The organism is Marinobacterium rhizophilum (assembly GCF_024397915.1).
Classification (GTDB): Bacteria; Pseudomonadota; Gammaproteobacteria; order Pseudomonadales; family Balneatricaceae; genus Marinobacterium_A; species Marinobacterium_A rhizophilum_A.
In genome coordinates this window covers 2,746,849-2,771,112 of the sequence record NZ_CP073347.1, presented here as the reverse complement: position 1 = coordinate 2,771,112, position 24,264 = coordinate 2,746,849, and the positions used below count along the sequence as shown (strand labels likewise).

General features: G+C 60.6%; 19 protein-coding genes. 14 read left to right on the top strand and 5 right to left on the bottom strand.

The features are described from left to right. The first annotated feature begins 9 nt into the window (after window positions 1-9). From KDW95_RS12435 to fadA, 9 genes are all read left to right on the top strand, one after another. Window positions 10-846: a universal stress protein gene (locus KDW95_RS12435; RefSeq protein ID WP_255852124.1), complete on the top strand. Its 837-nt coding sequence runs from the start codon at window positions 10-12 to the stop codon at window positions 844-846. A 283-nt stretch (window positions 847-1,129) separates the two neighbouring features. Further along, a complete protein-coding gene (locus tag KDW95_RS12430) occupies window positions 1,130-2,929 on the top strand; it encodes an acyl-CoA dehydrogenase C-terminal domain-containing protein (RefSeq protein ID WP_255852123.1) in 1,800 nt (599 codons plus the stop codon). A 104-nt stretch (window positions 2,930-3,033) separates the two neighbouring features. Beyond that, window positions 3,034-3,351, top strand: coding sequence for an SCP2 sterol-binding domain-containing protein (locus KDW95_RS12425; protein WP_255852122.1), 318 nt, complete (start codon window positions 3,034-3,036; stop codon window positions 3,349-3,351). Window positions 3,352-3,598: 247 nt separating this feature from the next. After that, entirely contained in the window at window positions 3,599-5,263 is a 1,665-nt protein-coding gene (locus tag KDW95_RS12420) for an AMP-binding protein (protein ID WP_255852121.1), read from the top strand. Window positions 5,264-5,286: 23 nt separating this feature from the next. Then, the gene (locus KDW95_RS12415) at window positions 5,287-5,841 is read left to right on the top strand and encodes a DUF2889 domain-containing protein (protein WP_255852120.1); all 555 of its coding nucleotides are present in this window, start codon (window positions 5,287-5,289) and stop codon (window positions 5,839-5,841) included. Window positions 5,842-6,068: 227 nt separating this feature from the next. Next, window positions 6,069-7,031, top strand: a complete 963-nt coding sequence (locus KDW95_RS12410; protein WP_255852119.1) for an NAD(P)H-dependent flavin oxidoreductase — start codon at window positions 6,069-6,071, stop codon at window positions 7,029-7,031. A gap of 41 nt (window positions 7,032-7,072) precedes the next feature. Next, the gene (locus tag KDW95_RS12405; protein WP_255852118.1) at window positions 7,073-7,822 is read left to right on the top strand and encodes an enoyl-CoA hydratase-related protein; all 750 of its coding nucleotides are present in this window, start codon (window positions 7,073-7,075) and stop codon (window positions 7,820-7,822) included. A gap of 343 nt (window positions 7,823-8,165) precedes the next feature. Continuing rightward, the gene (gene fadB / locus KDW95_RS12400) at window positions 8,166-10,313 is read left to right on the top strand and encodes a fatty acid oxidation complex subunit alpha FadB (protein ID WP_255852117.1); all 2,148 of its coding nucleotides are present in this window, start codon (window positions 8,166-8,168) and stop codon (window positions 10,311-10,313) included. A gap of 15 nt (window positions 10,314-10,328) precedes the next feature. Continuing rightward, window positions 10,329-11,507 (top strand): acetyl-CoA C-acyltransferase FadA, encoded by a 1,179-nt coding sequence (gene fadA, locus KDW95_RS12395; protein WP_255852116.1) that lies wholly within the window; start codon window positions 10,329-10,331, stop codon window positions 11,505-11,507. Window positions 11,508-12,174: 667 nt separating this feature from the next. Here the strand turns inward: fadA and KDW95_RS12390 are convergent. The 5 genes from KDW95_RS12390 to KDW95_RS12370 all read right to left on the bottom strand — a co-directional run bounded on the left by KDW95_RS12390 (window position 12,175) and on the right by KDW95_RS12370 (window position 18,418). Next, window positions 12,175-13,284: a hybrid-cluster NAD(P)-dependent oxidoreductase gene (locus tag KDW95_RS12390; protein WP_255852115.1), complete on the bottom strand. Its 1,110-nt coding sequence runs from the start codon at window positions 13,282-13,284 to the stop codon at window positions 12,175-12,177. Window positions 13,285-13,326: 42 nt separating this feature from the next. After that, window positions 13,327-14,673: an NAD(P)/FAD-dependent oxidoreductase gene (locus tag KDW95_RS12385; protein ID WP_255852114.1), complete on the bottom strand. Its 1,347-nt coding sequence runs from the start codon at window positions 14,671-14,673 to the stop codon at window positions 13,327-13,329. Window positions 14,674-14,787: 114 nt separating this feature from the next. After that, complete coding sequence (locus KDW95_RS12380; RefSeq protein ID WP_255852113.1) at window positions 14,788-16,281, bottom strand: aldehyde dehydrogenase; 1,494 nt, start codon at window positions 16,279-16,281, stop codon at window positions 14,788-14,790. Beyond that, window positions 16,281-17,189, bottom strand: a complete 909-nt coding sequence (locus KDW95_RS12375; protein WP_255852112.1) for a dihydrodipicolinate synthase family protein — start codon at window positions 17,187-17,189, stop codon at window positions 16,281-16,283. The genes KDW95_RS12380 and KDW95_RS12375 overlap by 1 nt, the downstream gene beginning before the upstream one ends. A 245-nt stretch (window positions 17,190-17,434) precedes the next feature. Then, window positions 17,435-18,418 (bottom strand): LysR family transcriptional regulator, encoded by a 984-nt coding sequence (locus KDW95_RS12370; protein ID WP_255852111.1) that lies wholly within the window; start codon window positions 18,416-18,418, stop codon window positions 17,435-17,437. A 218-nt stretch (window positions 18,419-18,636) separates the two neighbouring features. On the opposite strand from KDW95_RS12370, the gene KDW95_RS12365 reads away from it, so the two are divergent. The 5 genes from KDW95_RS12365 (at window position 18,637) to proX (ending at window position 24,217) form a co-directional block, all read left to right on the top strand. Continuing rightward, window positions 18,637-19,848 (top strand): aromatic ring-hydroxylating oxygenase subunit alpha, encoded by a 1,212-nt coding sequence (locus tag KDW95_RS12365; RefSeq protein ID WP_255852110.1) that lies wholly within the window; start codon window positions 18,637-18,639, stop codon window positions 19,846-19,848. Window positions 19,849-19,914: 66 nt separating this feature from the next. After that, the gene (locus KDW95_RS12360) at window positions 19,915-20,808 is read left to right on the top strand and encodes a DMT family transporter (RefSeq protein ID WP_255852109.1); all 894 of its coding nucleotides are present in this window, start codon (window positions 19,915-19,917) and stop codon (window positions 20,806-20,808) included. Window positions 20,809-20,992: 184 nt separating this feature from the next. Further along, on the top strand, window positions 20,993-22,174 hold the full coding sequence (proV, locus tag KDW95_RS12355) for a glycine betaine/L-proline ABC transporter ATP-binding protein ProV (protein WP_255852108.1): 1,182 nt from the start codon (window positions 20,993-20,995) through the stop codon (window positions 22,172-22,174). Window positions 22,175-22,201: 27 nt separating this feature from the next. Then, complete coding sequence (gene proW, locus KDW95_RS12350) at window positions 22,202-23,161, top strand: glycine betaine/L-proline ABC transporter permease ProW (RefSeq protein WP_255852106.1); 960 nt, start codon at window positions 22,202-22,204, stop codon at window positions 23,159-23,161. A 30-nt stretch (window positions 23,162-23,191) separates the two neighbouring features. Next, on the top strand, window positions 23,192-24,217 hold the full coding sequence (gene proX, locus KDW95_RS12345; protein WP_255852105.1) for a glycine betaine/L-proline ABC transporter substrate-binding protein ProX: 1,026 nt from the start codon (window positions 23,192-23,194) through the stop codon (window positions 24,215-24,217). Window positions 24,218-24,264 lie beyond the last annotated feature (47 nt).

Below are 24,264 nucleotides of genomic sequence, written 5' to 3'. Positions count from 1 at the left end.
GAAGGGCCCATGTCATTGGCGCCAAACAGAATTCTGGTCCTGCTGGATGGCGGATCGCACTGCCAGGAGGCGCTCCAGCGTGCCTGCCTTGTCGCCGAGGAGACCGACCAGCCACTGGATGTGCTCTGGTTTGGCGCGCGGCCACTCTGGCAAGGCGTGGAGGATACCCTGGCACAGCAGCACGGTGATCGGACGACTCATTTGCTGGACCCAACAACATCGTTGTTCGAGACCCTGCGCAGGGAATGGGTGCGCGAGTCCTACTCGCTGGTGGTAAAGGGCTGTGATCCTGGTCACGGCAGGCCAGGCCTGACGACGCCACTGGACTGGCGCCTGCTGCGCGAAGTGCCGGCGCCGGTCCTGCTGGTCAAACGCCTGGAGTCCTGGGTTGGTGGCCGGGTACTGGCGGCAATCAATCCGTTGCACGATGGCGCGGTACAGCGTGCGCTGGATACGTCGGTATTGCGGACCGCTCAGCTGATCTGCAGCCTGGCCCAGGCGCAGTTGCATACGGTGGTGGCCACCGAACCGCCCATGCTGGGTGCTTCGGCCGAGGATCAGGTGGCCAGCCTGATCAGTGCCCGGGCAGAGGCGTCGGTCCAGGCACTGTGCCAGCGGCTGCAGCTGAGCCCGCAACAGCACCATATCGGCGAAGGGCCGGCCGAGTTCTGGATCAGCCAGGTCAGCAATGATCTGAACGCTGCGCTGCTGGTGATCAGTACCAGTGCCCGGGCTGGCGTCAGTGGCACCCTGTTTGGCAATACGGCCGAGGATATTCTGGATCGCACCGAAACCGATGTGCTGGTCATGCGCGCCGGTACCGAGGTGCTGGATCACCACCACTGAGGGTTGTTCCCAAAGCCTGTCGATGCCGTGGTAAAACGCTGCGCCCGTGCCCTGTGTACGGGCTTTTTATTGTCGTTCTGACCGTAAATGTTATTTGTTTTAGAGGCCTGTGAGGGCGGTTGGTACTGGCTTTTTGGCGGTTTGGTAATTTTTGTCACAAAAACTGAGGGCATTTGTTATTGGTCGGTGCGGCGAATTCGGTGATCCTTTGGACTACAGAATAACGAGAGCGTCAGGTAGCCGCCAGCCGGATGCCTGCGATGACCCAGTTGAGGACAGAATCATGCCAGAGTACAAAGCCCCGCGACGCGAGATGCACTTTGTGCTGAACGAATTGCTGGATGCGGATGCGCACTACCGGGCGCTGAACGGTGCCGATGATGCGACGCCGGACATGATCGAGGCCATCATCGAGGAAGGCGCCAAGTTTTCCGAGCGTGTACTGGCCCCCCTGAACAGCGTCGGCGATCGCCAGGGCTGCCGGCTGGAGGCGGGCGAGGTCATCACGCCGGAGGGCTTCAAGCAGGCCTATAGCCAGTTTATCGAAGGTGGCTGGTCGTCACTGGCCCATGATCCGCAATGGGGCGGTCAGGGGTTACCGGAATCCATCGGCATCGTGATCAATGAAATGGTCGGTACCGCCAACTGGGCCTGGAGCATGTATCCCGGTCTCAGCCACGGCGCCATGAACACCCTGGAAGCCCACGGTACCGACGAGCAGAAACAGCAGTACCTGACCAGGCTGGTGAGTGGCGAATGGACCGGCACCATGTGCCTGACCGAATCCCACTGCGGCACGGATCTCGGGCTTCTGCGCACCAGGGCTGAGCCGGCCGCCGATGGCAGCTACCGCATCAGCGGCACCAAGATTTTTATATCCGCCGGTGAGCACGACATGGCCGAGAATATCGTCCATATCGTGCTGGCGCGTCTGCCGGACGCGCCACAGGGCACCAAGGGCATTTCGCTGTTTATCGTGCCCAAGTTCCTGCCGGATGCAGCGGGCGGCATCGGTGAGCGCAACGCCTTGGAGTGCGGTTCGCTGGAACACAAGATGGGCATTCACGGCAACGCCACCTGCGTGATGAACTTCGATGGTGCCACCGGCTACCTGATCGGCCCTGCCAACAAGGGCCTGAACTGCATGTTCACCTTCATGAACACGGCGCGTCTGGGCACGGCCTTGCAGGGCCTGGCCCATGCCGAGTGGGGGTTCCAGAACTCGCTGAGCTATGCCCGCGACCGCCTGCAGATGCGGGCGCTGTCGGGCCACAAGAATCCGCAGGGCGCCGCCGATCCGATTATTGTGCATCCGGCGGTGCGCAACATGCTGCTGACGCAGAAGGCCTTTGCCGAAGGCGGCCGCGCGCTGATCTATTACTGCGCCCAGCTGGTCGATCGCGTCAAGCAGGGCGCCACCGGGGAAGATCGTTCCGCCGCCGATGCGCAGCTGGCCTTCCTGACGCCCATTGCCAAGGCGTTTCTGACCGAAGCCGGCTACGAATCTGCCAACCATGCCATGCAGGTGTATGGCGGCCACGGCTATATCGCCGAGTGGGGCATGGAGCAAAACGTGCGCGACAGCCGCATTTCCATGCTGTACGAGGGGACGACCCAGATCCAGGCGCTGGATCTGCTGGGCCGCAAGGTGCTGATGACCCAGGGTGAAGCCCTCAAGGGCTTCACCAAAATACTGCACAAATTCTGCCAGGCGCAGGATGGCGACGCTGCCATGCAGCCCTTTGTGGCGCCACTGGTGGAGCTGAACCGTGAATGGGGCGAGCTCACCATGAAGATCGGCATGAAAGCCATGCAGGACCGCGAAGAGGTGGGCGCCGCGGCGGTAGATTATCTGATGTACTCGGGCTACGTTGTGCTGGGTTACTTCTGGGCGCGCATGGCCCAGGTGGCACAGGCCGGGCTGGCCAGGGGCACGACCGAGACCGCCTTCTACGAAGCCAAGCTGCAATGCGCACGTTTTTACTTTGAACGCCTGTTGCCACGCACCCGCAGCCTCAGCATCACCATGCTGTCGGGGGCCGACAATCTGATGTCAATGGATACCGAGCACTTTGCTTTCTGATGTGGCTACTAAAATACAAGCCCGGGCGCGCTCTGGTGTCCCGGCTACTGAAACTGCGAGCCAGGCGTTGCCGCAGGCCGAACCCAGATCCGGAGACCCTTAGCATGACCGACATAAACGCACTTTTTTCCACAATGGAGCAGCAATTCGATGCCACGGCGGCAGCGGGCGTGGAGGCGGTATTCCAGTACCGGCTGGATGATGGCGGTCCCTGGTTCGTGACCGTTGCCGACGGGCGTTGTACCGTATCCGAGGGCGAAAGCGATGCGCCGACCGTCATACTGTCCCTGGACAGCCAGACCCTTGGCGAGATCATGAGCGGTGAGCTGGATGGCATGAGCGCCTTTATGGGGGGACGGGTTCGCGCCGACGGCGACATCATGGTCGCGACCCAGCTGGCGACCCTGTTTCCGCCGGGCTGACCGGCGTTATCTGCCGCGCAGGCTGTCTGGTCTGCCGGTGTATGGCCTACACTCGGGACAGTACAACGAAAGGGCACCTCGAAAAACCGTAACGAGCAGGCTTAGAGGCAAGGCGCACGGCGCGCAGGAACCGCAGTGTATGGGGTATACATGAGGATTCCGAGCACCGCGCAACGCAGCATATGAGTCGCGCAGTAGGTTTTTCGAGGTGCCCGAAAGATAACAATAACATTTAAGGGACAATGGCATGGCTCAGGCTAGAGGGCATTCAATTCCGCAACAGCTCAATCCACAGCATCACCGCACGGTGCTGGACGTCGTGGCGCATAGCTGTCGCGAATACCCGGATCGTCCGGCCTTTACCAGTTTTGGTCGTACACTGAGCTACGCCGAGCTGGATCGCCTGGCGGATGCTTTTGCGGTTTACCTGCAGCGCAACACCGACCTCAAGCCCGGTGATCGCATCGCCGTGCAGCTGCCCAACCTGATTCAGTACCCGGTGGTGCTCTTTGGCGCCCTGCGGGCCGGGCTGGTGGTGGTCAATACCAACCCGCTTTACACCCCGCGGGAGATGGAACACCAGTTTCGGGACTCCGGCGCCAGGGCGCTGGTGATCCACAAGAGCATGGCGCACAAGGCCGAGAAAATTATCGGCAATACCGATATAAGCCAGGTGTTCGTCACCCAGATCGGTGATCTGCACGGCTTCGTGAAGCGCACCCTGCTCAATGCCGCGATCAAGTACATCAAGAAACTGGAACCGCCTTATTCGCTGCCAGGCGCTGTCTGCCTGCGCGATGCGCTGGAGGCGGGACTGGGTCTCAAGCCCAGCGCCGTCGACTGTGCAACCGGCGACCCTGCGGTACTGCAATATACCGGCGGTACCACGGGGCTGGCCAAGGGGGCGGTGCTCAGCCATGGCAACCTGGTGTCCAACATGCTGCAGGGTTGCAAGCTGATCAGCCAGGTGGAGGGGCACTGGAGCCAGACCACGGTGGCACCCCTGCCGCTCTATCATATTTACGCCTTTACCATTTCGCTGATCGTGATGGAAACCGGTGGCCATACGGTGCTGATCCCCAACCCGCGGGATATGGATGCCTTTGTCAGCGAACTCAAGCGCTGGGACGTCAGCTGTTTTATCGGCCTCAATACGCTGTTTGTGGCGCTGTGCAACCGGGAGGACTTTCGCCAGCTGGATTTCAGCCCGCTCAAGATCACCATCTCCGGTGGCATGGCCCTGACCCATGATGCCGCCGACCAGTGGCAGGGGGTGACCGGCTGCGAAATCATGGAAGGCTACGGCTTGACCGAAACCTCGCCGGCGGTGGCGATCAACCCGCCCCATGGTGTGCGGGTGGGCACCATCGGCAAGCCATTGCCGCAAACCGAGGTGCGCATAGTCACGCCAGAGGGTACCGACGTGGCGCCGGGGGATGCCGGGGAGCTCTGTGTGCGTGGACCCCAGGTGATGGTGGGGTACTGGCAGCGCGAGAAAGAAACCGCCGCGGCATTTACCGACGACGGTTATTTTCGCACCGGCGATGTGGCGGTGCAGGAGGCCGACGGCTATCTGCGCATTGTTGATCGTGCCAAGGACCTGATTATCGTCTCGGGCTTCAATGTTTATCCCAATGAAATCGAAGATGTGGTGACGTCTCACCCGGACGTGGTGGAGTGCGCCGCTGTGGGGGTCGCCAATGAACATACCGGAGAAGCCGTGCGTCTGTTTGTGGTGAGCCGCAATGAGACCCTGGCGGACACGGACATCCAGGCCTGGTGCAAGGAGCGCCTGACCGCCTACAAAATTCCGCGGGAGATCATCTTTACCCATGATCTGCCCAAATCAAATATCGGCAAGGTCCTGCGCCGCAAGCTCAAAGATGCGGATCAGGGCGCCGAAGTGGCCTGAATCAAGGATCGGAGCAAGCGTCTATGCCCTTACCCAAACCCGCGCGTCGTACCCAGCAGCACCATCGAGTCGTCAATTGCGTGGGGTTCCTGCGCGACGATGGCCTCTGGGATATCGAGGGTCGCATGACGGATATCAAGACCTGCGATGTCGACAATGAAGAACGCGGTGGCTATGTGGCTGCCGGCGAAACCTTTCATGATATCAGCATGCGCCTGACCATCGATCAGGACTTCCTGATCCACCAGGTGGAGTGCGCCATTGATGCGGCGCCTGCGCGCATGTGTGCCGGTATCGTCGGTGTCTTCAAGCGTATCGAGGGCACCCGCATCGGTCCTGGCTGGCTGCGCCAGACCCGCGAACTGGTGGGTGGCGTCAAGGGATGTACCCATCTGAACGAGCTGCTGCAACCGCTGGCGACCACGGCGATACAGACGCTATGGCCGGCCACGAACACGGATGCAAAAAAGGAGCGCCGTGGTGCGATTCTCAATACCTGCCACACCTGGGCGCAGAATTCCGAGGTGGTGAAGCGGGTGTTGCCGGAATTCTATACCCCTGAGCCTCCGTCTTCCTGATTTCCACCGGACGTCCGGCCCGGTGGGGCGGGCGACTCAACTTTCGAACCTTTCGAACTGGCGGGCAAACACAGCGCCCCTGCCTGTTTGCCCGCCACCCCACAACAACAGGCACAGGTGCGTGGACGTGCCGGTTTGTGTGGGGCGCGCATTGCCCTGGGGCCCATGATGAAGCGTCCTCGCTTCATCCATTCGCCCAAGGGTTACTATAAAGACTGGAGAACAGCATGAGTTTACCCGAATCCTTTCGCGGGCGGCTTCGCCTGCCGCTGATTGCCGCGCCGATGTTCCTGGTGTCTGGGCCGCAACTGGTGATCGAAACCTGCAAGGCCGGCGTGATCGGTACCTTCCCGGCGCTGAACCAGCGCAGCAGCGAGGGTTTCGAACAGTGGCTGGAGGAAATCAATGCCGCGCTGCAGGATCAGGTGCAGACCACGGCTGTGGCGGCAGCACCCTTTGGCGTCAACCTGATCGTGCACCCCACCAATCCGCGTCTCAAGGCGGACCTGATGCTCTGTGTAAAGCACCGGGTGCCGCTGGTGATTACCTCGCTGGGCGCGGTCAAGGAGGTAGTTGATGCGGTGCACAGTTATGGCGGCCTGGTGTTCCATGATGTCACCAACCTGCGCCACGCCAGGAAGGCGGCCGCCGCTGGCGTGGATGGCCTGATCGCGGTCTGCGGTGGCGCTGGCGGTCATGCGGGTACCCTGAGCCCCTTTGCGCTGGTCAACGAGATTCGCCAGTTCTTCGATGGCGTGGTGATCCTGTCCGGCAGCCTGTCCAGCGGCCAGGATCTGGCCGCCGCCCGCATGCTGGGGGCGGACCTGGGTTACATGGGCACGCGGTTTATCAACACCCGCGAGAGCATGGCGCCGGACGACTACAAGGACATGATCATCGGCAGCCGTGCCGCCGATATCGTCTATACGCCCAAGGTGTCCGGCATTCCGGCCAGCTTCATGCGCCAGAGCCTGGAGTCCGCGGGACTGCTGGATTCGGAGCACGATGCCGGCAAGTCGGTGGACCTGAGCGACGAAGCCAAGGCCTGGAAAACGGTCTGGTCGGCAGGGCAGGGCGTGGGCTCGATAGATGACGTGCCAACGGTGGCCGAACTGGTTGCGCGTCTAAAATGTGAGTATGTCGAGGCCGGCCAGCGCTTCCTGGCCGACAGCACGACTTACCTGGATTGAGCCCGCTGTACCGTCTGTAATGTCTGGATGGAGGATATGAAATGTCTGAACTGATAATCCGCCAGTGCGTCGATGGCGTGCTGGAACTGACCCTGAATCGGCCGCAGAAAAAAAATGCCCTGAATCGGGAGATGTACCTGAGCCTGACCGAGTTGCTGCAACAGGCCGATCGCGATGATGCGGTCAAGGTGGTATTGCTCAATGGCGCCGGCGACAGCTTTTGCTCAGGCAACGATATTGCCGATTTCGTCAGCGGCGGCTCCAGCGCCGAAGCGGCCCGGGTGCCGCTGCGCCTGTTGCAGACCCTGGCCGGGCTCGAGAAACCGCTGCTGGCGGCGGTGCATGGCCATGCGGTGGGCATTGGCACCACGCTGCTGTTGCACTGTGATCTGGTATATGGCGCCGACAACACGCGGCTGCAGCTGCCGTTCGCGCGCCTGGGCCTGGTGCCGGAGGGTGGCAGCAGCCTGTTGCTGCCGCAGCTGGCCGGCCATCGCAAGGCGTTTGAGCTGCTGGTGCTGGGAGAGACCTTTGATGCCGACTGTGGCTGCAGTATCGGCCTGATCAACGAGGTGGTTGGCGCAGAGCAGGTGCTGGCGCGGGCGCGGGACAGGGCCTGTGTCCTGGCGGCGCTGCCGCAGCAGGCGCTGCGCAAGAGCAAGCAGATGCTGCGGGCGCACCAGCAGGATTTGCTGCAGCAGGTGCTGGTGGAAGAGATCGATGCCTTCCGTGAGCGGCTGCAATCGGCCGAAGCCCAGAGCGTGCTCCTGGCATTTATGCAGCGCGGTTAAATGCGCGGCTGCACAGCCACTATGCTTCAGGGCCGGCATTGTTGCCGGCCCTGTCGTGTCTGCGCTTGTACTCAGGCCTCGCAGGGCACCGCTCAGGTTGCAGTTTGTCCCATGGTGTTATTGTTTATTTGGTTTATTGATTCTTTAACTAGCTGAAAAATATAAACAAAAATTAAAGTGAAATAAATTGTCAGTGATGCGGGCTGATTTTGTCATTGTTGCGAACGCTGTCCAGACTACTATGGTCAACAGTAGCAAGACGCTTGAAGCTTGCAACCCTGGGCCCGGCTTTCAGGCGGGACCGACTATAGACTCCGGACAGATTCCGGCGGGGAGAACAAGAATGCAGTATGCAGGACAGGCGGTCAGCGTACGGGACGCAGGCGACGGTCTTTACGAGGTTGTTTTTGATCTCGCGGGCGATTCGGTCAACAAGTTCAACCAGGCCACCCTGGCCGAGTTGCGCGACGCCGTGGCGGCGTTGCAGGGCAGCGACGGCGTGCAGGGTGTACTGTTCAGCAGCGCCAAGGACGTCTTTATCGTGGGTGCCGATATCACCGAATTCACGCAGATGTTCGAGCGCAGCGAAGACGAGATTGTCGCCGGCCTGCTGGAGATGAATCAGGTATTCAATAGCATCGAGGATTTGCCGTACCCCACGGTGACCGCCATCAACGGCGTGGCCCTGGGTGGCGGCTTCGAACTTTGCCTGGCCACTGATTACCGGGTGGCGAGCACGGTGGCCAAGGTTGGCCTGCCGGAAGTGAAGCTGGGCATCTATCCGGGCTGGGGCGGCACCGTGCGGCTGTCGCGCCTGCTGGGTGTCGACAATGCCAACGAGTGGGTTTGTGGCGGTGCCGAGCACAAGGCAGTTGCAGCGCTCAAGGCGGGTGCAGTGGATGCGGTAGTCGACCCCGCGCAACTGCGCGATGCGGGGCTCGACCTGCTGCGTAACTGCATTGCCGGCAAGTTTGACTACCGGGCACGCAGGCTCGAAAAACAGAGTGCCATCAGGCTCAACCAGGTTGAACAGATGATGGCGTTTGAGTCCGCCAAGGGCGTGATTGGCGCCCAGGCCGGCCCCCATTACCCGGCGCCCATGGCGGCGCTGAAAACCATGCAGAAACACGCCGGTCTCACGCGTGATGCCGCCCAGGCGGTGGAAGCCAGGGGCTTTGCCAAGCTGGCGAAGACCGAGGTCTGCAGGGCGCTGATCGGTCTGTTCATGAAGGATCAGCAGGTCAAGAAGACCGGCCGCAAGCATGCCGCAGGCGCGGCGCCGGTGCAGCAGGCGGCGGTACTGGGCGCCGGCATCATGGGCGGCGGTGTGGCCTACCAGTCGGCATCCCGCGGGGTGCCGATCCTGATGAAGGACATCAACGAAAAAGCCCTGCAGCTGGGCCTGGATGAGGCCACGAAGCTGCTGGGCGGCCAGCTCAAGCGCGGCCGGCTGGATGCCGCCGGCGTCGCCAAAACCCTGACCATGATTCGTCCCACCCTGAGCTTTGGCGACATCGCCAATGTCGACCTGGTGGTCGAGGCGGTGGTGGAAAACGTCAAGGTAAAGCAGGCCGTGCTGGCGGAAACCGAGCAGCACCTCAAGGACGGCGCCATTCTGGCCTCCAATACCTCGACCATCTCCATCACCGAGCTGGCGACGGCGCTGAAGAAACCCGAAAATTTCTGCGGCATGCACTTCTTCAACCCGGTGCACAAGATGCCGCTGGTCGAGGTGATTCGCGGCGAGAAAACCTCGGATGCCGCCGTGGCCCGTACCGTGGCCTACGCCCAGACCCTGGGCAAGACGCCCATCGTGGTCAACGATTGCCCGGGCTTTCTGGTGAACCGGGTGCTGTTCCCCTATTTTGGCGGTTTCAGCCTGCTGTTGCGCGATGGTGGCGACTTCCGCCGCATCGACAAGGTGATGGAAGGCTTCGGCTGGCCGATGGGCCCGGCCTATCTGCTGGATGTGGTCGGCATAGATACCGCACACCACGCCGATGCGGTGATGGCGGCGGGCTTCCCGGATCGCATGACCCATGAAGGCGAAAATGCCATCGATCGCCTGTACAGCCTGGAGCGCTTTGGCCAGAAAAATGCCAGGGGCTTTTATGCCTATGCGCCGGATAGGCGCGGCAAGCTGAAGAAGGCTCCCGATGAGACGGTGACCGCGGCACTGAGCGGTGTTGTGGGCGCGGCGCGGGAGTTTTCCGATGAGGAAATTATCGAGCGCATGATGATCCCACTGTGTATCGAGACCGTGCGCTGCCTCGAAGACAACATCGTGGCCTCGGCCGCCGATGCTGACATGGGACTGATTTACGGCATTGGTTTCCCGCCGTTCCGTGGCGGTGCGCTCTACTACCTGGATCAGATGGGCCTGGCGAATTTCTGTGCCATGGCTGCCAAGTATGCCGACCTTGGGCCTTTGTACCAGCCCACTACGCGGATGCAACAGATGGCCGAGCGCGGCGCAACCTACTACGGCTGAAAGGAGGATACCTGGATGAGCCTGAAACCCAATGACGTGGTCATCGTCGATGCGGTACGTACCCCCATGGGACGTTCCAAGAACGGATCCTTTCGCAATGTACGCGCCGAAGCGCTGTCCGCCGCCGCCATGCAGGGCCTGCTGGCGCGGCATCCGCAGATCAACCCGGCCGAGATCGAGGACGTGATCTGGGGCTGTGTGAACCAGACCCTGGAGCAGGGCTTCAATATCGGCCGCAACGCGGCGCTGCTGGCGGGCATTCCCCATACGGTCGCGGCCCAGACCGTCAACCGCCTCTGTGGCTCCTCCATGGCAGCGCTGCATACCGCCGCCCAGGCGATCCAGAGCGGTAACGGCGATCTCTTTATGGTCGGGGGCGTGGAGCACATGGGACATGTGGCCCTGACCCACGGTGTCGATGTGAATCCGCAGATGTCCAAACAGGTCGCCAAGGCGGCCATGATGATGGGTGTGACCGCCGAAATGCTCGGCAAGATGAACGGTGTAACCCGCGAACAGCAGGATGCCTTTGGTGCCCGTTCACACCAGAAGGCCCACGAGGCCACCCTGGCCGGGCGTTTTGCCAACGAGATCGTGGCCGTGGAAGGCCATGACGAAAACGGCTTCAAGTCCCTGCTGGAAACCGACGAAGTCATTCGGCCCGATACGACGGCTGACTCCCTGGCCGCCCTGCCGCCGGTGTTCGTGCCCAAGGTCGGCACCGTCACCGCCGGTACCTCCTCGGCACTGTCCGACGGCGCCAGCGCCATGCTGCTGATGTCCGCCGAGCGGGCCCAGAGCCTGGGGCTCAAGCCGCGGGCGCGCATTGTCAGCATGGGGGTGGCGGGCTGCGATCCGTCGATCATGGGGTACGGCCCGGTGCCTGCGAGCCAGAAAGCCCTCAAGCGCGCCGGGCTCGGTATCGACGATATCGATTACTTCGAGCTCAACGAAGCCTTCGCCGCCCAGGCACTATCGGTGATGAAGGGGCTGAAACTGACCGACAGCATGGATCAGAAGGTCAACCTCAACGGCGGCGCCATTGCACTGGGTCATCCGCTGGGTTGCTCCGGCGCACGTATCACCACCACCCTGCTGAACGTGCTGGAGCAGCAAAACGGCACCCTGGGCCTGGCCACCATGTGTATCGGCATGGGGCAGGGCATCGCCACGGTGATCGAACGGCTGGAATAGCTGACTGCGAATTAGACTCTAGCGAGTAAAGCCCCTGGCTGCAGTTAACCCTGCGGCCAGGGGCTTTTTTGGGTGGTGGGGCGCCGCTAGTGTGCGTATAACGATCAATTAGGCATGGCGGCGAACCGCCGCACGACGGAACGCCGCCCGGAACAATTCGCTTGGGTAAACGGTGCGATTCGCTTCGCTCATCAGCACCCTGAAAGCATCCATTGCCGCACCGGCAACAACGCGGTGACTGACGTCCTTTTCCTTTCTCCATTATCAGTTACTTATCCAGACCCGGTACCATTCCACCGGGGCGTCAGAACGGCTCTTGCTACCCCTTATGAAGCCAGCGAGCACTGAGGTCATTCGGCGACCAGGCCCGAAGGGGCGCAACAGGGACTGATGCGCCTGCGATGAGGTACAGGGATGTACCGTCAGCGCAGCCCGCCGAATGATCTCAGAGCGCAGCGAATAGGCTTCATCGGGGCGTGCTTTCTTTGCATACTTTCTTTGCACGAGCAAAGAAAGTATGTCGCCGAAAGGCGAAATGCAGCCTCGAAAAATCAGCGGAGCTGTAGTTGGCTGTATTGCGGATCCCTGCGAAGGACGCCCTTTTATTGCTAGAGAACCAGGTGGTTCGCAGTAGGTTGTTGTCGGACGGCCTCCTAACTGGCCGGGATCAGAACTCGATCTGCAGGTCGCCATCGACCTGGGTACAGCAGGACAGCACGTAGCCCTGCTCGATTTCCTCGGCACTGATGCCGCCGTTGTGCGCCATGCTGGAGCGGCCGTCGATAACCCTGACCCGGCAGGCACCGCAGATGCCGATACCGCAGGCCTTGGGTATATTGACGCCAGCTTCGATGGCGGCTTCGTTGAGGTTGCTGCCAAGGGCTACCTCGATGCTCTCCCCCGAGTCTGCGAAACTGACGCGCACCATTTCCTGTTCGATGAGTTCTGCCTGCTGGGCTTCGTCGGCATGCACTTCTGCCTGGCGCACATCCCGCGCCGGCGTGGTATCGAAGGATTCCTCATGGTACTGGCGCATGTCGAATCCGGCTTCTTCCAGCAGGGTACGAATGGCCTTCATGTAGGGCTCCGGGCCGCAGCAGAACACTTCGCGTTCAAGGAAGTCCGGCGCTATCAACTGCAGCATGTTGATATCGACCCGGCCGCGATAGCCGCCCCAGATCTGGCCGACTTCGTTACGCTCGCACACCAGGTGCAGCTGGAAGTTGCCGATACGCGAGGACATGTACTCCAGCTCGCTCTTGTAGATGACATCGCCGGGGGTACGGGCGCTGTGCACGAAGGCGATATCGACCTCGGAGTCGGTATCAAACCACCAGCGCGCCATGGACATCACCGGCGTGATGCCGACACCGCCGGACAGCAGCAGCACTTTCTCGGCCGGGAAATCGAGGCAGTTGAACTGGCCCACCGGGCCATGCACGGCGATCTGGTCGCCGGAGCTCAGGTTGTCGTGCAGCCAGTTGGAGACTTCGCCGCCGGGTACCCGCTTGACCGTGATGGAGAAGCTGTAGGGAATCGAGGGCGAGCTGGAAATGGTGTAGGAGCGCATGACGCGCTGGCCGGCAATCTCCAGTTCCAGGGTCACGAACTGCCCGGGCTTGAAGAAAAACAGCACCGGCTGGCCCAGGCTGAACGTAAAGGTGCAGACGTCGGCGGTTTCACGGATGACCCGCACGCAACGCACCAGGTGGCGGCCGTTGCTCCAGGTCTGGGTACGGACCGGGTCCAGAAACTCGGAAGTGTTGAAGTGGGTCATCGTGGTTTCCTGTTCTGAGTCCCGGCGGGCTGGGCCGGGAGATTACAATTCAATGCCGGCCTGCCATTCCTTCCAGCGCATGGTCATGTTGGCGCCTGCGGACAGAAACGGCTCGGGTGGCAGCTTGCGGGGTTGCTGATGATTCAGGAATTCGGTCAGTCGCTCCGAGCTGCCCAGTACCGCCTGTTCGGCGGCCATCATGCCGGACAGGGTGCCCTTGACCGTCCCCAGGCCATTCTGGCAAGCCGCCGCCCAGACCCTGGGCTCCACTTCGCCAAACGCGGGCACCGAGTTCAGGGAAAGGCAGAGCCGCCCGCCCCAGCGGTATTCCATTTCAACGCCCTTGAGCATCGGAAAACGGCTTGCAAAAGAGCGGTCCTGCAAGCGGGCAGCCCGGTTCATGTTCTGGGGTGTCGCTTCAATGGACTGGTTCAGGGTCGCGTGATTGCGAATCACGATGCGGTTGCCACTGCCCATAAAATCGGAGCTGCGACGCACCGTCGTACCCATTGGGTCAGCCGGCAGGATGCCCCAGTCACTGGCACCGCCCAAACGCTTCACTTCGCCGGGGGTCAGTGCCCGTGTCATGGAGGCATAGGTAAAGACATGCAGCAGCCTCTTGGGAAAGAAGCCAAACGACTGGACATGACCGTTGACCGCCAGGATCACACCCTTGGCTCTGACGACACCCCCGGGCGTGACCAGCTTGTGCTCGGCACCGGTATCCATGCGGGTGACAGGACTGTTTTCATAAATCCTGACCCTGCTGCTCAGGCCTTCTGCCGCCCTGCGGATAAAGGCCGCCGGCTGTATCATGACCGCGCCGGGCGTAAAGAGGCCATGGTGATAAAACTCAGAGCCCGTCCAGTCCTTCATTTCGGCGTGGTCCATCAGCCGGAAACTCTCGCCGAGCGAGCTCAGGTGCTGCTGGTAGCTGGCAATGTGTTGCTCGCCGCGGGAGGAGCCGGCGGCGGTGACCTTGCCGCACGGGTTGAATACGGCCTTTGGCATGCCGTACTCGGTGGCCATTTCCGCGGCAAAGCGAATGGCTTCGCGATTCAGCCTGATCTGTTGCAAATCCTGTTCATGGGCGCCGGCATAGGTTTCCGAGCTGAGGTCATGGGGCAGGTCGATCATGAAACCGCTGTTGCGGCCCGCAGGGCCTTCGGCGAGGCGTTTCGCCTCCAGCAGCACGATCGATTCGTTGCCGACAAGCTGTGACAGCCGCCTGGCCGCAGCGATACCGGTAAAACCACCGCCAACGACCACCCAGTCCGCTGTCATGTCCCCATTCAGGCGTGGATACTCAGCTGCCGGGGGCAGGATGCTGTTCCAGGCTGCGGGGCCTGGGTCCACGGGCAAGCGCCTTACTGTTATTGTCTTGGTCATAAACCTGTCCTTCCGAACCGCAGCCGGGTACGCGCGCGCTGCGGACCCTGTGCTTGTGAAGCAGGTCCGCAGCCGCGTTCAATTGCCGTACCGGCCCGGTTAGAACGTTAACGATCAGGCAGACAGATCAACCCAGATAGTCTTCAGCTGGGTGAACTGATCATGTGCATGAATGGATTTGTCGCGCCCACCGAAGCCCGACTGCTTGTAGCCACCAAAGGGGGTCGACACGTCGCCTTCGCCAAAGCAGTTTACGGTGACGGTACCGGCGCGCAGCGCCTGGGCCGCACGCATGGAGGTCTTGCCGTTCGCGGTGAATACCGAGGCGGCCAGGCCGTATTCGGTATCGTTGGCGACAGCGATGGCTTCTTCGTAGCTGCTGACGGTGATGACCGACAGCACCGGCCCGAAAATCTCTTCTTTCGCCAGGCGGTCGCTGTTTTTAACACCGTCATAGATGGTCGGCATGACATAGCAGCCATCGGCCGTGTCGCCGCCGAGGATCAGTGCATGACCTTCCTGCTTGGCGATATCGAGATACTCGCAGACCTTGCCAAAGTGCACCTTGTCGACCAGCGCACCCAGCTGGTTGGACGGGTCGAGTGGATCGCCGGTTTTCCAGTCCTTGCAGTGATGTAGTACCCGCTCCATCAGCTTGTCCTTGATGCCTTCCTGAACGATCAGGCGGGAGCCGGCCGAGCAGTTTTCCCCCATGTTCCAGAAGGCGGCGGCGACAACCTGGGCGGCAACCTTGTCCAGGTCTTCGGCATCATCCAGCACGATGCAGGGATTCTTGCCGCCCAGCTCCAGTACCACTTCCTTGATATTGGAGTCGGCGGAGTAGCGCAGGAAGCGACGGCCGGTCTCGGTCGAACCGGTGAAGGTCACCATGTCGATGTCCATGTGGCTGCCAATCGCCTCGCCCACGACCCGGCCGCTGCCGGTCACGATGTTCAGTACGCCATCCGGCAGGCCGGCTTGCGTGGCCAGCTCGGCAACCCGCAGGGCGGTCAGGGAGGTCTGGGCGGCAGGCTTGACGATCATCGAGCAGCCTGCGGCCAGTGCCGGTGCAATTTTCCACGCCAGCATCAGGATGGGGAAGTTCCAGGGCAGAACCGCGCCAACCACGCCCACAGGCTCACGCACGATCATGGCAACGGCATCGTTTCCAACCGGGGCTGTCTGGTCGTAAATTTTATCCATCAGTTCAGCATGCCAGCTGATCGTGTGAGCCACTTCCGGAATATCAATGGTCACGCAATCCAGGATGGGCTTGCCGGAGTCAATGCTTTCGAGCACGGCCAGTTCATGGGCGTTCTGTTCGATCAGCCTGGCGAGCTGAAGCAAAACACGCTTGCGCTCAGACGGGTGGGTCTTGCTCCAGACGCCACTGTCAAATGCCGTGCGCGCCCTGGCAACCGCAAAATCGACATCGGCAACGGTGCAGGCCGCGATCGTCGTGATCAGCTCGCCGGTGGCCGGGTTGGTAACGGGGATGGTTTCGCCATCGCTGGAAGGCCGCAAAGCACCGTCAATGAAACTCATGGAGGGCGGAGTCAGTTGTGCGGCGATCGCCTTGTATTCTTCGCGGGTCAGCAGATCAGTCATTACTTGGCCTCCGACACAATGTCAGCGATATTCTGTTTCAATTCCTGAACCACCTCGGCCATGGCGGTTTTCTCCTGCTCGCTCAGGCCCAGCAGGGGCTTGCGCACTTCGCCGGCAAAACGGCCATCCAGTGTTACGCCGTGCTTCACGCTCTGGATAAACTTGCCGCCCTGCTCAAGCACGCTCATCAGCGGCATCATCGCCGCCATAATGCGACGTCCCTTGGCAAAGTCGTTTTCCAGCACGCAGGCGTTGTAGAGTGCGATATGCTCTTTGGGCAGGAAGTTGGAGCCGGCACAAACCCAGCTTTTGGCACCCCAGGCAAAGAATTCCAGCGCCTGGTCATCCATGCCGCAGGCAACCTGGATATTGGAGCGATCACTTATCAGCATATGCAGACGGTTGATATCGCCGGAGCTTTCCTTGATGCCGCAGAAATTGGACGACTCGGCGACCCGATCGAAGAACTCGGCTTCCATGTTCACACCCATCCGGTCCGGATAGTTGTAAAGCATGATCGGCAGGTTGGCTGCACGGTCAATTCTCAGCGCATGCTGCGCCAGTTCCTGCTGCGTTGGCAGCGAATAGGGAGGCGTTGCAACCAGGATGACATCGGCTTCATGCTTGACGGCCGCCTCTGCCAGCTTTATGGATGCGTCTGGATCGATTGAGCCTGTTCCAAAGATGATCTGTAACTTGTTACCGCAGACCTGACGTGCGATTTTCAGCAATTCCACGCGCTCTTCGTGGCTCTCCACATAATACTCGCCCGTGGTGCCGCCAATCATAAGGCCATGCACACCGGACTCGAGCAGGAACTGTACATGTGACGCATAGGCATCGTAATCGATGGAATAGTCTGCTTTAAACGGCGTAATTACCGGCGTGTAAATTCCTTCGAAGTGCATATCATCTCACCTTCGTTATGATTGTTTGTCCGAGTTAGTGCGAATTAAAAAGGTCAGGCCCTGATACTTCGCGGATAGGAAAATTCTAAGATTGGCCTGCAAAGCGCACAATCAACCTTTTTATCGCAAATAGCATAACGATAGGTTATTAAGATAATGGAACTGTAGAGGTGCTGCCCCAGCGGCCCTGTCAGGCCGGGATCTGGGGGCAGGTCTTTTTAGCGGGGATAGAAAAGGTTTCGGGCCTACTCGGTGGCAGGCACAGCGGTGTGTTCGTCGGCCACACAGGCGAGCATCCAGTTGCGGAACAGGCCAAAGGCCTCGTTGTGGGTTTTGCTTTCCGCGTAGGTCAGGTAATGCAGTTTTTCCTTCAGTTCGACCACCTGGGTGAGCGGTGCGACCAGGCGACCCTCGGCCAGCAGGGGGGCCACCAGGTGATGCCAGCCCAGGGTCACGCCCTGGTTGTTCAGCACCATCTGGATCAGCATGTTGTAGTCGTTGGCATTGAACAGGTGGTAGCTGTCATCGACGCGGGCATTGGCGCCTATCTCGAAAAACGAGAACCAGACGTTCCAGTCCAGGTGTTCAGCCACCTGGGAGCGGCCGTAGGGGCTCAGGTTCAGCAGCACGCTGTCGCGCAACCCCTCCAGGCTGGATACTTCCGGGTGCTGGCGCAGGTACTCGGGGGTGCAGACCGGGTAGATCAGGTCATGAAAGAGCGGGATCGAGTGATAGCCTTCGCGCGGGTCCGCAACCTTGTTGATGAAGACATCGGGCGCAATGCCGGGCTCCATTTGCAGGAAGTTTTCGGTGGTCACCACGTTAAGGTCGATATCGGGGTTGGCGGTGAAAAATGCCGGCAGGCGCCGTGACAGCCAGAGCGCGGAAAAGGCCGGGGTGCAGCAGATGGTCAGCATTTTCTTGCTGCTGCCAAGACCCTGCACCCGCTCGGCGGCCTGGGCAATATTCACAAACGACAGGTAGGCGGCGTCGTAGAAAATGGCGCCGGCCTCGGTCAGCTCCACGGCGCGCCCGGCGCGCTTGAACAGCTCGATTCCCAGGCTGGCTTCGAGTTCGCGAATTTGCCGGCTGATGGCGGCCTGGGTCACGCAAAGCGCTTCGGCGGCACGGGTAAAGTTCTGGTACTTGGCCGCCGCCACAAAGGACCTTACGGCCCTGAGTGAGGGCATCTTGACCAGTATCTTGTCCGGCTCTACGTGTTTAGTCATAACGATACGTATTTAAAAACCCTGATAAAAAGTCGCTTTGCCCGATACAGGCCCGCTTTTAGACTAACTGCAACGGTTTCGCCATAGCCCTGTCCCAATGCAGCTTGCCACAAAAGGCGTCACGGGGACAGACGGGCTACAAATCCTGACTCGGCAGGGCAATGTCCCATGCCGGCGTTACAATATCTGCAATTCCCGCTGTGATTGGAGTTAAGAGTATGACAACAAAAGCGAAGACACTGGCCCTGATCAATCAGCGCAAGCCCCGCCACGCTCTGAGCAGCGAGCTGTACTCGGACCCTGATGTCTATCAGCAGGATCTGGAACAGATCTGGCACAAGGAATGGATTTTTGCCGGTCACAGCTTCGAGATCCCCAAGGCCGGTGAATACCTGACGCTGCAAATCGGCAAGTACCCGGTCCTGGTGGTGCGGGACAGCAAGGGCGATGTGCGCGCCTTCCACAACGCCTGTCGTCATCGTGGCTCACGCATCTGCTCCGAGGCCCAGGGCAAGGTAGCCAAGCTGGTGTGTCCTTACCACCGCTGGACCTACGACCTGGACGGCAAGCTGCTGTTTGCCGCCAACATGGGCGAGAATTTCATTACCAGTGACCACGGCCTGGAGCCGGTGCACTGCGAAGTCGTCAACAGCTATATCTATGTCTGCGTTGCTAAAAATGCCCCGGATTTTGCTGTGTTCCGTGCAGAGCTGGCGCCCTTTATCGAGCCCCATAACCTGGATAACTGCAAGGTGGCCTTTGAGTCCAACCTGGTGGAAAAGGGCAACTGGAAACTGGTGTTCGAGAACAACCGCGAATGTTACCACTGCGACGGTGCTCACCCCGAGCTGCTGAACTCCTTTATGGAAAACCTGGCCGTGGCCGGTGTGGGCGGTGCCGAAAGCGCCGAGCTGGTGGAATACTGGGATCGTTGCGAAGCGGCGGGCCTGCCGAGCCGCCTGGTAATGGACCCCAATGGCTACCATCGCATGACCCGCATCCCGCTGTTCAAGGATGCGGTCAGCTACACCATGAACGGCAAGCCTGCGGTCAAGGGGCGGCTGGATAACACCGATGAAGAGAATATCGGCGCGCTGCTGTACTTCCGCTATCCATCCACCTGGAACCACTTCCTGGGTGATCATGCGCTGAGTTTCCGCATCCTGCCGCTGGGCCCGGGTGAAACCCTGGTGACCACCAAGTGGCTGGTGCCCGCCGGTGCCGAAGAAGGCAAGGACTACGATCTGGACACCCTGACCAAGGTCTGGCTGGCCACCAATGACCAGGATCGCCAGCTGGTTGAGGAAACCTTCAGAGGCGTAAGCTCGCCGTCCTATATCCCCGGACCCTTCTCGGACCTGGCGGAAAACGGTGTCTGCCAGTTTGTCGACTGGTACTGCGCCACCATGCAGAAAAAGCTCGCCGACTAGTTTCCGATGATGCCCCCGTGCCGGCCGGCATGGGGGCCTTTCTGCCTCGCTTGCGGGACTGAACGCATGCAAACCTTTGAACCCAATTACCAGCAGGAGTACCTTCGGGGCTTCGCGCTGGTGCTTCTGGCCGCCTTTTGTTACGGCCTGCAGCCTTTCTTCGCTTACTTTGCCTATGCCGCCGGCGCCGACCCTGTCGGGCTGCTGCTGATTCGTTTCTCGCTGGCCAGCGTCATGATGCTGCTGTGGCTCAAGGCAAAGCGCGTGCGCCTGCCGTCGCTGCGCCTGCTGGGGCCGACGCTGCTGGTGGGGGTCGGTTATGCGACCTCGGCGCTGGGGTATTACAGCGCCAGCCGCAGTACCTCCATCAGCCTGGCAGTGATCCTGATGTTTTCCTTTCCGGCTTTCGTCACGCTGTATGCGATTCTGTTTCAGAACGAGAAAGCGAGTTCGGGCCGTCTGCTGAGCCTGTGCCTGGCCTGTGGCGGCGTTATCGTGGCGACGGGGCTGCATGTACAGGGTGACCTGGCCGGTATTGGCTGGGCGCTGTTCGCGGCACTGAGCTACGGTGCTGCCATCATTTACGGTACGGCCCGGGTAGCACCGCAGAATCCGCTGTGCTCGGCCACGGTGATCCTGCTCGGTGGCGCCCTGACCTTTGGCTGTGCCTGGTGGCTCAAAGGGGGCAGCGTGCCGCAGACGCCGCTGGGCTGGTCGGCCTGTGTGGGGCTGGCGCTGTTTGCCACCATCCTGCCGATCGCAACCTTTGTCAGTGGCTCGCCGCGCATCGGTGCCTCGGATGCCTCAACCCTGTCGACCCTGGAGCCCATCGTGGCGGTCACCATTGCGGTGCTGCTGGTGGGAGAGCAAATGACCCCGTCGCTGCTCGCCGGAGGCGCCATGGTGGTGATCGCGGCCGTGCTGCTGTCACGCAACCGCGGGAGCAGAGTGCCATCATAACGAACGGTTATGGTTTTAAGGCAGCAAATGTCGTTGGACGCCCGGGGCCTTTATCCATAAATTAATAATCATTGAATAACAATAACGCACCGGTTTATTGCGATTAACAAAGCACCTTCGATGTTTTGTTGCTTGCCCTTTATTGCCATGAACCCCGCAGAATAATGTTAGAACCGAGGGATACATGACTGATTCAAGCGAAATACTCAGTATAAAGAATGTCTACAAGGTCTTTGGGGCTGAGCCTGACACCGCCATGAAAATGCTGGAGCAGGGCGCCAATAAAGACGAGATATTCGAAAAAACCGGTCAGGTTATCGGGGTTTTTGATGCCAGTTTCTCGGTTAAAAAAGGCGAGATATTTGTCATCATGGGGTTGTCGGGCTCCGGCAAGTCCACCCTGGTGCGACTGCTGAACCGGCTGATCGAGCCGACCTCCGGCACCATCTCCCTGAATGGCCGTGATATTACCCGCCTGGGTGACAAGGATCTGCTGGATGTACGTCGCAAGGACATGAGCATGGTGTTCCAGTCCTTCGCCCTGATGCCCCACATGTCGGTGCTGGAAAACGCAGCCTTTGGCCTGGAAATTTCCGGCGTTGCCGAAGGTGAACGCCACGCCAGGGCGCAGGAAGCCCTGTCCCAGGTGGGCCTGGGCGAGCACGGATCGAGCTTCCCGCACCAGCTGTCCGGCGGCATGCAGCAGCGCGTCGGCCTGGCACGGGCGCTGACCAACGACCCCACGATTCTGCTGATGGACGAAGCCTTCTCGGCGCTCGATCCGCTGATCCGCTATGAAATGCAGGGCGAGCTGATCCGGCTGCAGAAGGAACAGGAACGCACCATCATCTTTATTTCCCACGACCTGGATGAGGCCATTCGCATTGGCGACCGTATCGCCATCATGGAGGGCGGGCGCATCGTGCAGATCGGCAGTCCGCAGGAGATCCTCAGCAACCCGGCGGATGACTACGTTGAAACCTTCTTCAAGGGTGTGGATATCTCCAAGATCCTCAAGGCCGGCGATATCGCCAAAAAAGACCCGCGCAGCCTGATCAAGCTCAACGGCAGCATCAATCTGCTGGATGCGTCTGCAGATATTCCGTTCCGTTACCTGGTGGACGAGCAGGAGCAGCTGCAGGGCATCGTCAGCGGTGGTGACTTTGGGGGCCAGGTGCCGGATATGGCTGCGCTGGATGCCCACCGGGTCGCCGAACCCCTGAGCGTGCGCAGTGATACGCCGCTGCACGAGGTGATGAACCTGGTGGCAGACACGGCATACCCGCTGCCAGTGCTGGACAGCCAGGGCGCCTTCCTTGGCACCATTTCCAAGAGCCTGCTGCTGCAGACGCTGAGCCATCAATAAAACCGCCAGTTTTCAAGAGGACGTCAGATGTCTGAATTCAGTTTGCTTGATCCGTTTCAGTATCTTCACCTGCCGCTGGGAGAGTGGGTCGAATCCGTACTCAACTACCTGGTGCAGAACTTCCGCGGCTTTTTCCGTGCCATCCGCTGGCCGATTGACCAGGTGCTGAACGGCATCGAATTCGCACTGCAGTCGCCGCCGCCGCTCATCGGCATCCTGCTCGGCAGCCTGCTGGGCTGGCAGCTGGCGGGCAAGCGCATGGGGGTATTCTGCGCCATTACGCTGTTTTTCCTGGGCCTGATCGGGGTCTGGTCCGAGTCCATGACGACCTTGTCGCTGGTGCTGACCTCGGTCTTCTTCTGCGCCCTGTTCGGCGTACCCCTGGGGATTCTCTGTGCCCGCAGCGATCGCACCGAACGCTTTGTGCGACCCGCGCTCGATGCGATGCAGACCCTGCCGGCGTTCGTCTACCTGGTGCCGGTGGTCATGCTGTTCGGTATCGGTAACGTGCCGGGCGTACTGGTGACCATTATCTTTGCGTTGCCACCGCTGGTGCGCCTGACCAATCTCGGCATCCGCCAGGTGCCGGCGGACAAGGTGGAAGCCGGCCGGGCCTTTGGCTGCACGCCGCGCCAGATGCTGTTCAAGGTACAGCTGCCGCTGGCCATGCCCACCATCATGGCGGGTCTGAACCAGACGCTGATGCTCTCCCTGTCCATGGTGGTGATCGCCTCCATGATCGCGGTCGGCGGGCTTGGCCAGATGGTACTGCGCGGCATCGGCCGCCTGGACATGGGCCTGGCCACCGTCGGTGGTGTTGGCCTGGTGCTGCTGGCCATCTTCCTGGACCGCCTGACCCAGGCAATCGGCGAGCGTTCCGATGTCAGTAACACCCTGCGCTGGTACGAAAGTGGCCCCGTGGGACTCTGTGTGCGCCTGTGTCGCGGTGGTCGTGGCACTAACAGCGCAGTTCGAACCAACCCTTAACAACAATAAAACCCTATCAGGAGTACGCTCATGCGCACCCAACTCGATACTTTTCTGACCCGTACACGCACCCTGACCGCGGCTGTGTCCCTCGGCGCGCTGCTGCTGACTGGCGCCACCCAGGCCGACGAACTGCCTGGCAAGGGCGAATCCGTGACGCCGATCTTCCCATCCATCGCTGAAGAGCGTTTTCGTGGGGAAGTGGCTATCGCTGGCCTGAAAGAACTGGGCTACGAAGTCGAGGAGCCCAAGGAAACCGAATACGCCACCATGATGATGGCACTGTCTTACGGCGATGCGGACTTCAGCGTGCATCTGTGGGATCAGTTGCACGATACCTTCTACCAGAAGGCCGGCGGCGACGAGACCATGGTCAAGGCCGGCAGCGTGATTCCAGGCGTGTTGCAGGGCTACCTGATCGACAAGAAAACCGCAGACGAGCACGGCATTACCTCCCTCGACGACCTGAAAAAGCCCGAGATCGCCAAGCTGTTTGACTCCAACGACGACGGCAAGGCGGATCTGACCGGCTGTAACCCGGGCTGGGGTTGCGAACTGATTATCGATCACCACCTGCAGGCGTACGGGCTGGAAGACACCGTAACCCACAACCGCGGCTCCTACTTCGCGCTGATGGCCGATACCATCACCCGTTACAACGAAGGCAAGTCGATTCTGTACTACACCTGGGTGCCGCAGTGGATCGCCGGTGTACTGGTCGAAGGCAAGGATGTGGTCTGGCTGGAAGTGCCCCGCACCGATCTGCCGGATGGCAACAACGATATCAACACCTCCTTCGAGGGCAAGAACCTGGGCTTTGCGGTCGACAAGGTGATGGCCGTAATGGGACGCGAGTTTGCCGAAGATCACCCGGCGGCCAGGGCTTTCCTCGGCCAGGTGCAGATTTCCGCGGCTGACGAAAGTGCTCAGAACCTGAAAATGCAGGATGGCGAAAAATCCATGGATGACATCAAGCGTCATGCGCAGGAGTGGATTGCCGCCCACCGTGATCAGTTCGACAGCTGGTTGGCCCAGGCACGCACCGAGTCCAACTGAGTTTAAAGCAGGTCTTTTTTGGGGGCCTTCGGGCCCCTTTTTTTGTC

What these genes read in the sequence shown, in the direction of transcription:
- KDW95_RS12435 (WP_255852124.1), top strand. Translation starts at nt 10, where the DNA reads ATGTCATTGGCGCCAAACAGAATTCTGGTCCTGCTGGATGGCGGATCG.
- KDW95_RS12430 (WP_255852123.1), top strand. Translation starts at nt 1,130, where the DNA reads ATGCCAGAGTACAAAGCCCCGCGACGCGAGATGCACTTTGTGCTGAAC.
- KDW95_RS12425 (WP_255852122.1), top strand. Translation starts at nt 3,034, where the DNA reads ATGACCGACATAAACGCACTTTTTTCCACAATGGAGCAGCAATTCGAT.
- KDW95_RS12420 (WP_255852121.1), top strand. Translation starts at nt 3,599, where the DNA reads ATGGCTCAGGCTAGAGGGCATTCAATTCCGCAACAGCTCAATCCACAG.
- KDW95_RS12415 (WP_255852120.1), top strand. Translation starts at nt 5,287, where the DNA reads ATGCCCTTACCCAAACCCGCGCGTCGTACCCAGCAGCACCATCGAGTC.
- KDW95_RS12410 (WP_255852119.1), top strand. Translation starts at nt 6,069, where the DNA reads ATGAGTTTACCCGAATCCTTTCGCGGGCGGCTTCGCCTGCCGCTGATT.
- KDW95_RS12405 (WP_255852118.1), top strand. Translation starts at nt 7,073, where the DNA reads ATGTCTGAACTGATAATCCGCCAGTGCGTCGATGGCGTGCTGGAACTG.
- fadB (WP_255852117.1), top strand. Translation starts at nt 8,166, where the DNA reads ATGCAGTATGCAGGACAGGCGGTCAGCGTACGGGACGCAGGCGACGGT.
- fadA (WP_255852116.1), top strand. Translation starts at nt 10,329, where the DNA reads ATGAGCCTGAAACCCAATGACGTGGTCATCGTCGATGCGGTACGTACC.
- KDW95_RS12390 (WP_255852115.1), bottom strand. Translation starts at nt 13,284, where the DNA reads ATGACCCACTTCAACACTTCCGAGTTTCTGGACCCGGTCCGTACCCAG.
- KDW95_RS12385 (WP_255852114.1), bottom strand. Translation starts at nt 14,673, where the DNA reads ATGACCAAGACAATAACAGTAAGGCGCTTGCCCGTGGACCCAGGCCCC.
- KDW95_RS12380 (WP_255852113.1), bottom strand. Translation starts at nt 16,281, where the DNA reads ATGACTGATCTGCTGACCCGCGAAGAATACAAGGCGATCGCCGCACAA.
- KDW95_RS12375 (WP_255852112.1), bottom strand. Translation starts at nt 17,189, where the DNA reads ATGCACTTCGAAGGAATTTACACGCCGGTAATTACGCCGTTTAAAGCA.
- KDW95_RS12370 (WP_255852111.1), bottom strand. Translation starts at nt 18,418, where the DNA reads ATGACTAAACACGTAGAGCCGGACAAGATACTGGTCAAGATGCCCTCA.
- KDW95_RS12365 (WP_255852110.1), top strand. Translation starts at nt 18,637, where the DNA reads ATGACAACAAAAGCGAAGACACTGGCCCTGATCAATCAGCGCAAGCCC.
- KDW95_RS12360 (WP_255852109.1), top strand. Translation starts at nt 19,915, where the DNA reads ATGCAAACCTTTGAACCCAATTACCAGCAGGAGTACCTTCGGGGCTTC.
- proV (WP_255852108.1), top strand. Translation starts at nt 20,993, where the DNA reads ATGACTGATTCAAGCGAAATACTCAGTATAAAGAATGTCTACAAGGTC.
- proW (WP_255852106.1), top strand. Translation starts at nt 22,202, where the DNA reads ATGTCTGAATTCAGTTTGCTTGATCCGTTTCAGTATCTTCACCTGCCG.
- proX (WP_255852105.1), top strand. Translation starts at nt 23,192, where the DNA reads ATGCGCACCCAACTCGATACTTTTCTGACCCGTACACGCACCCTGACC.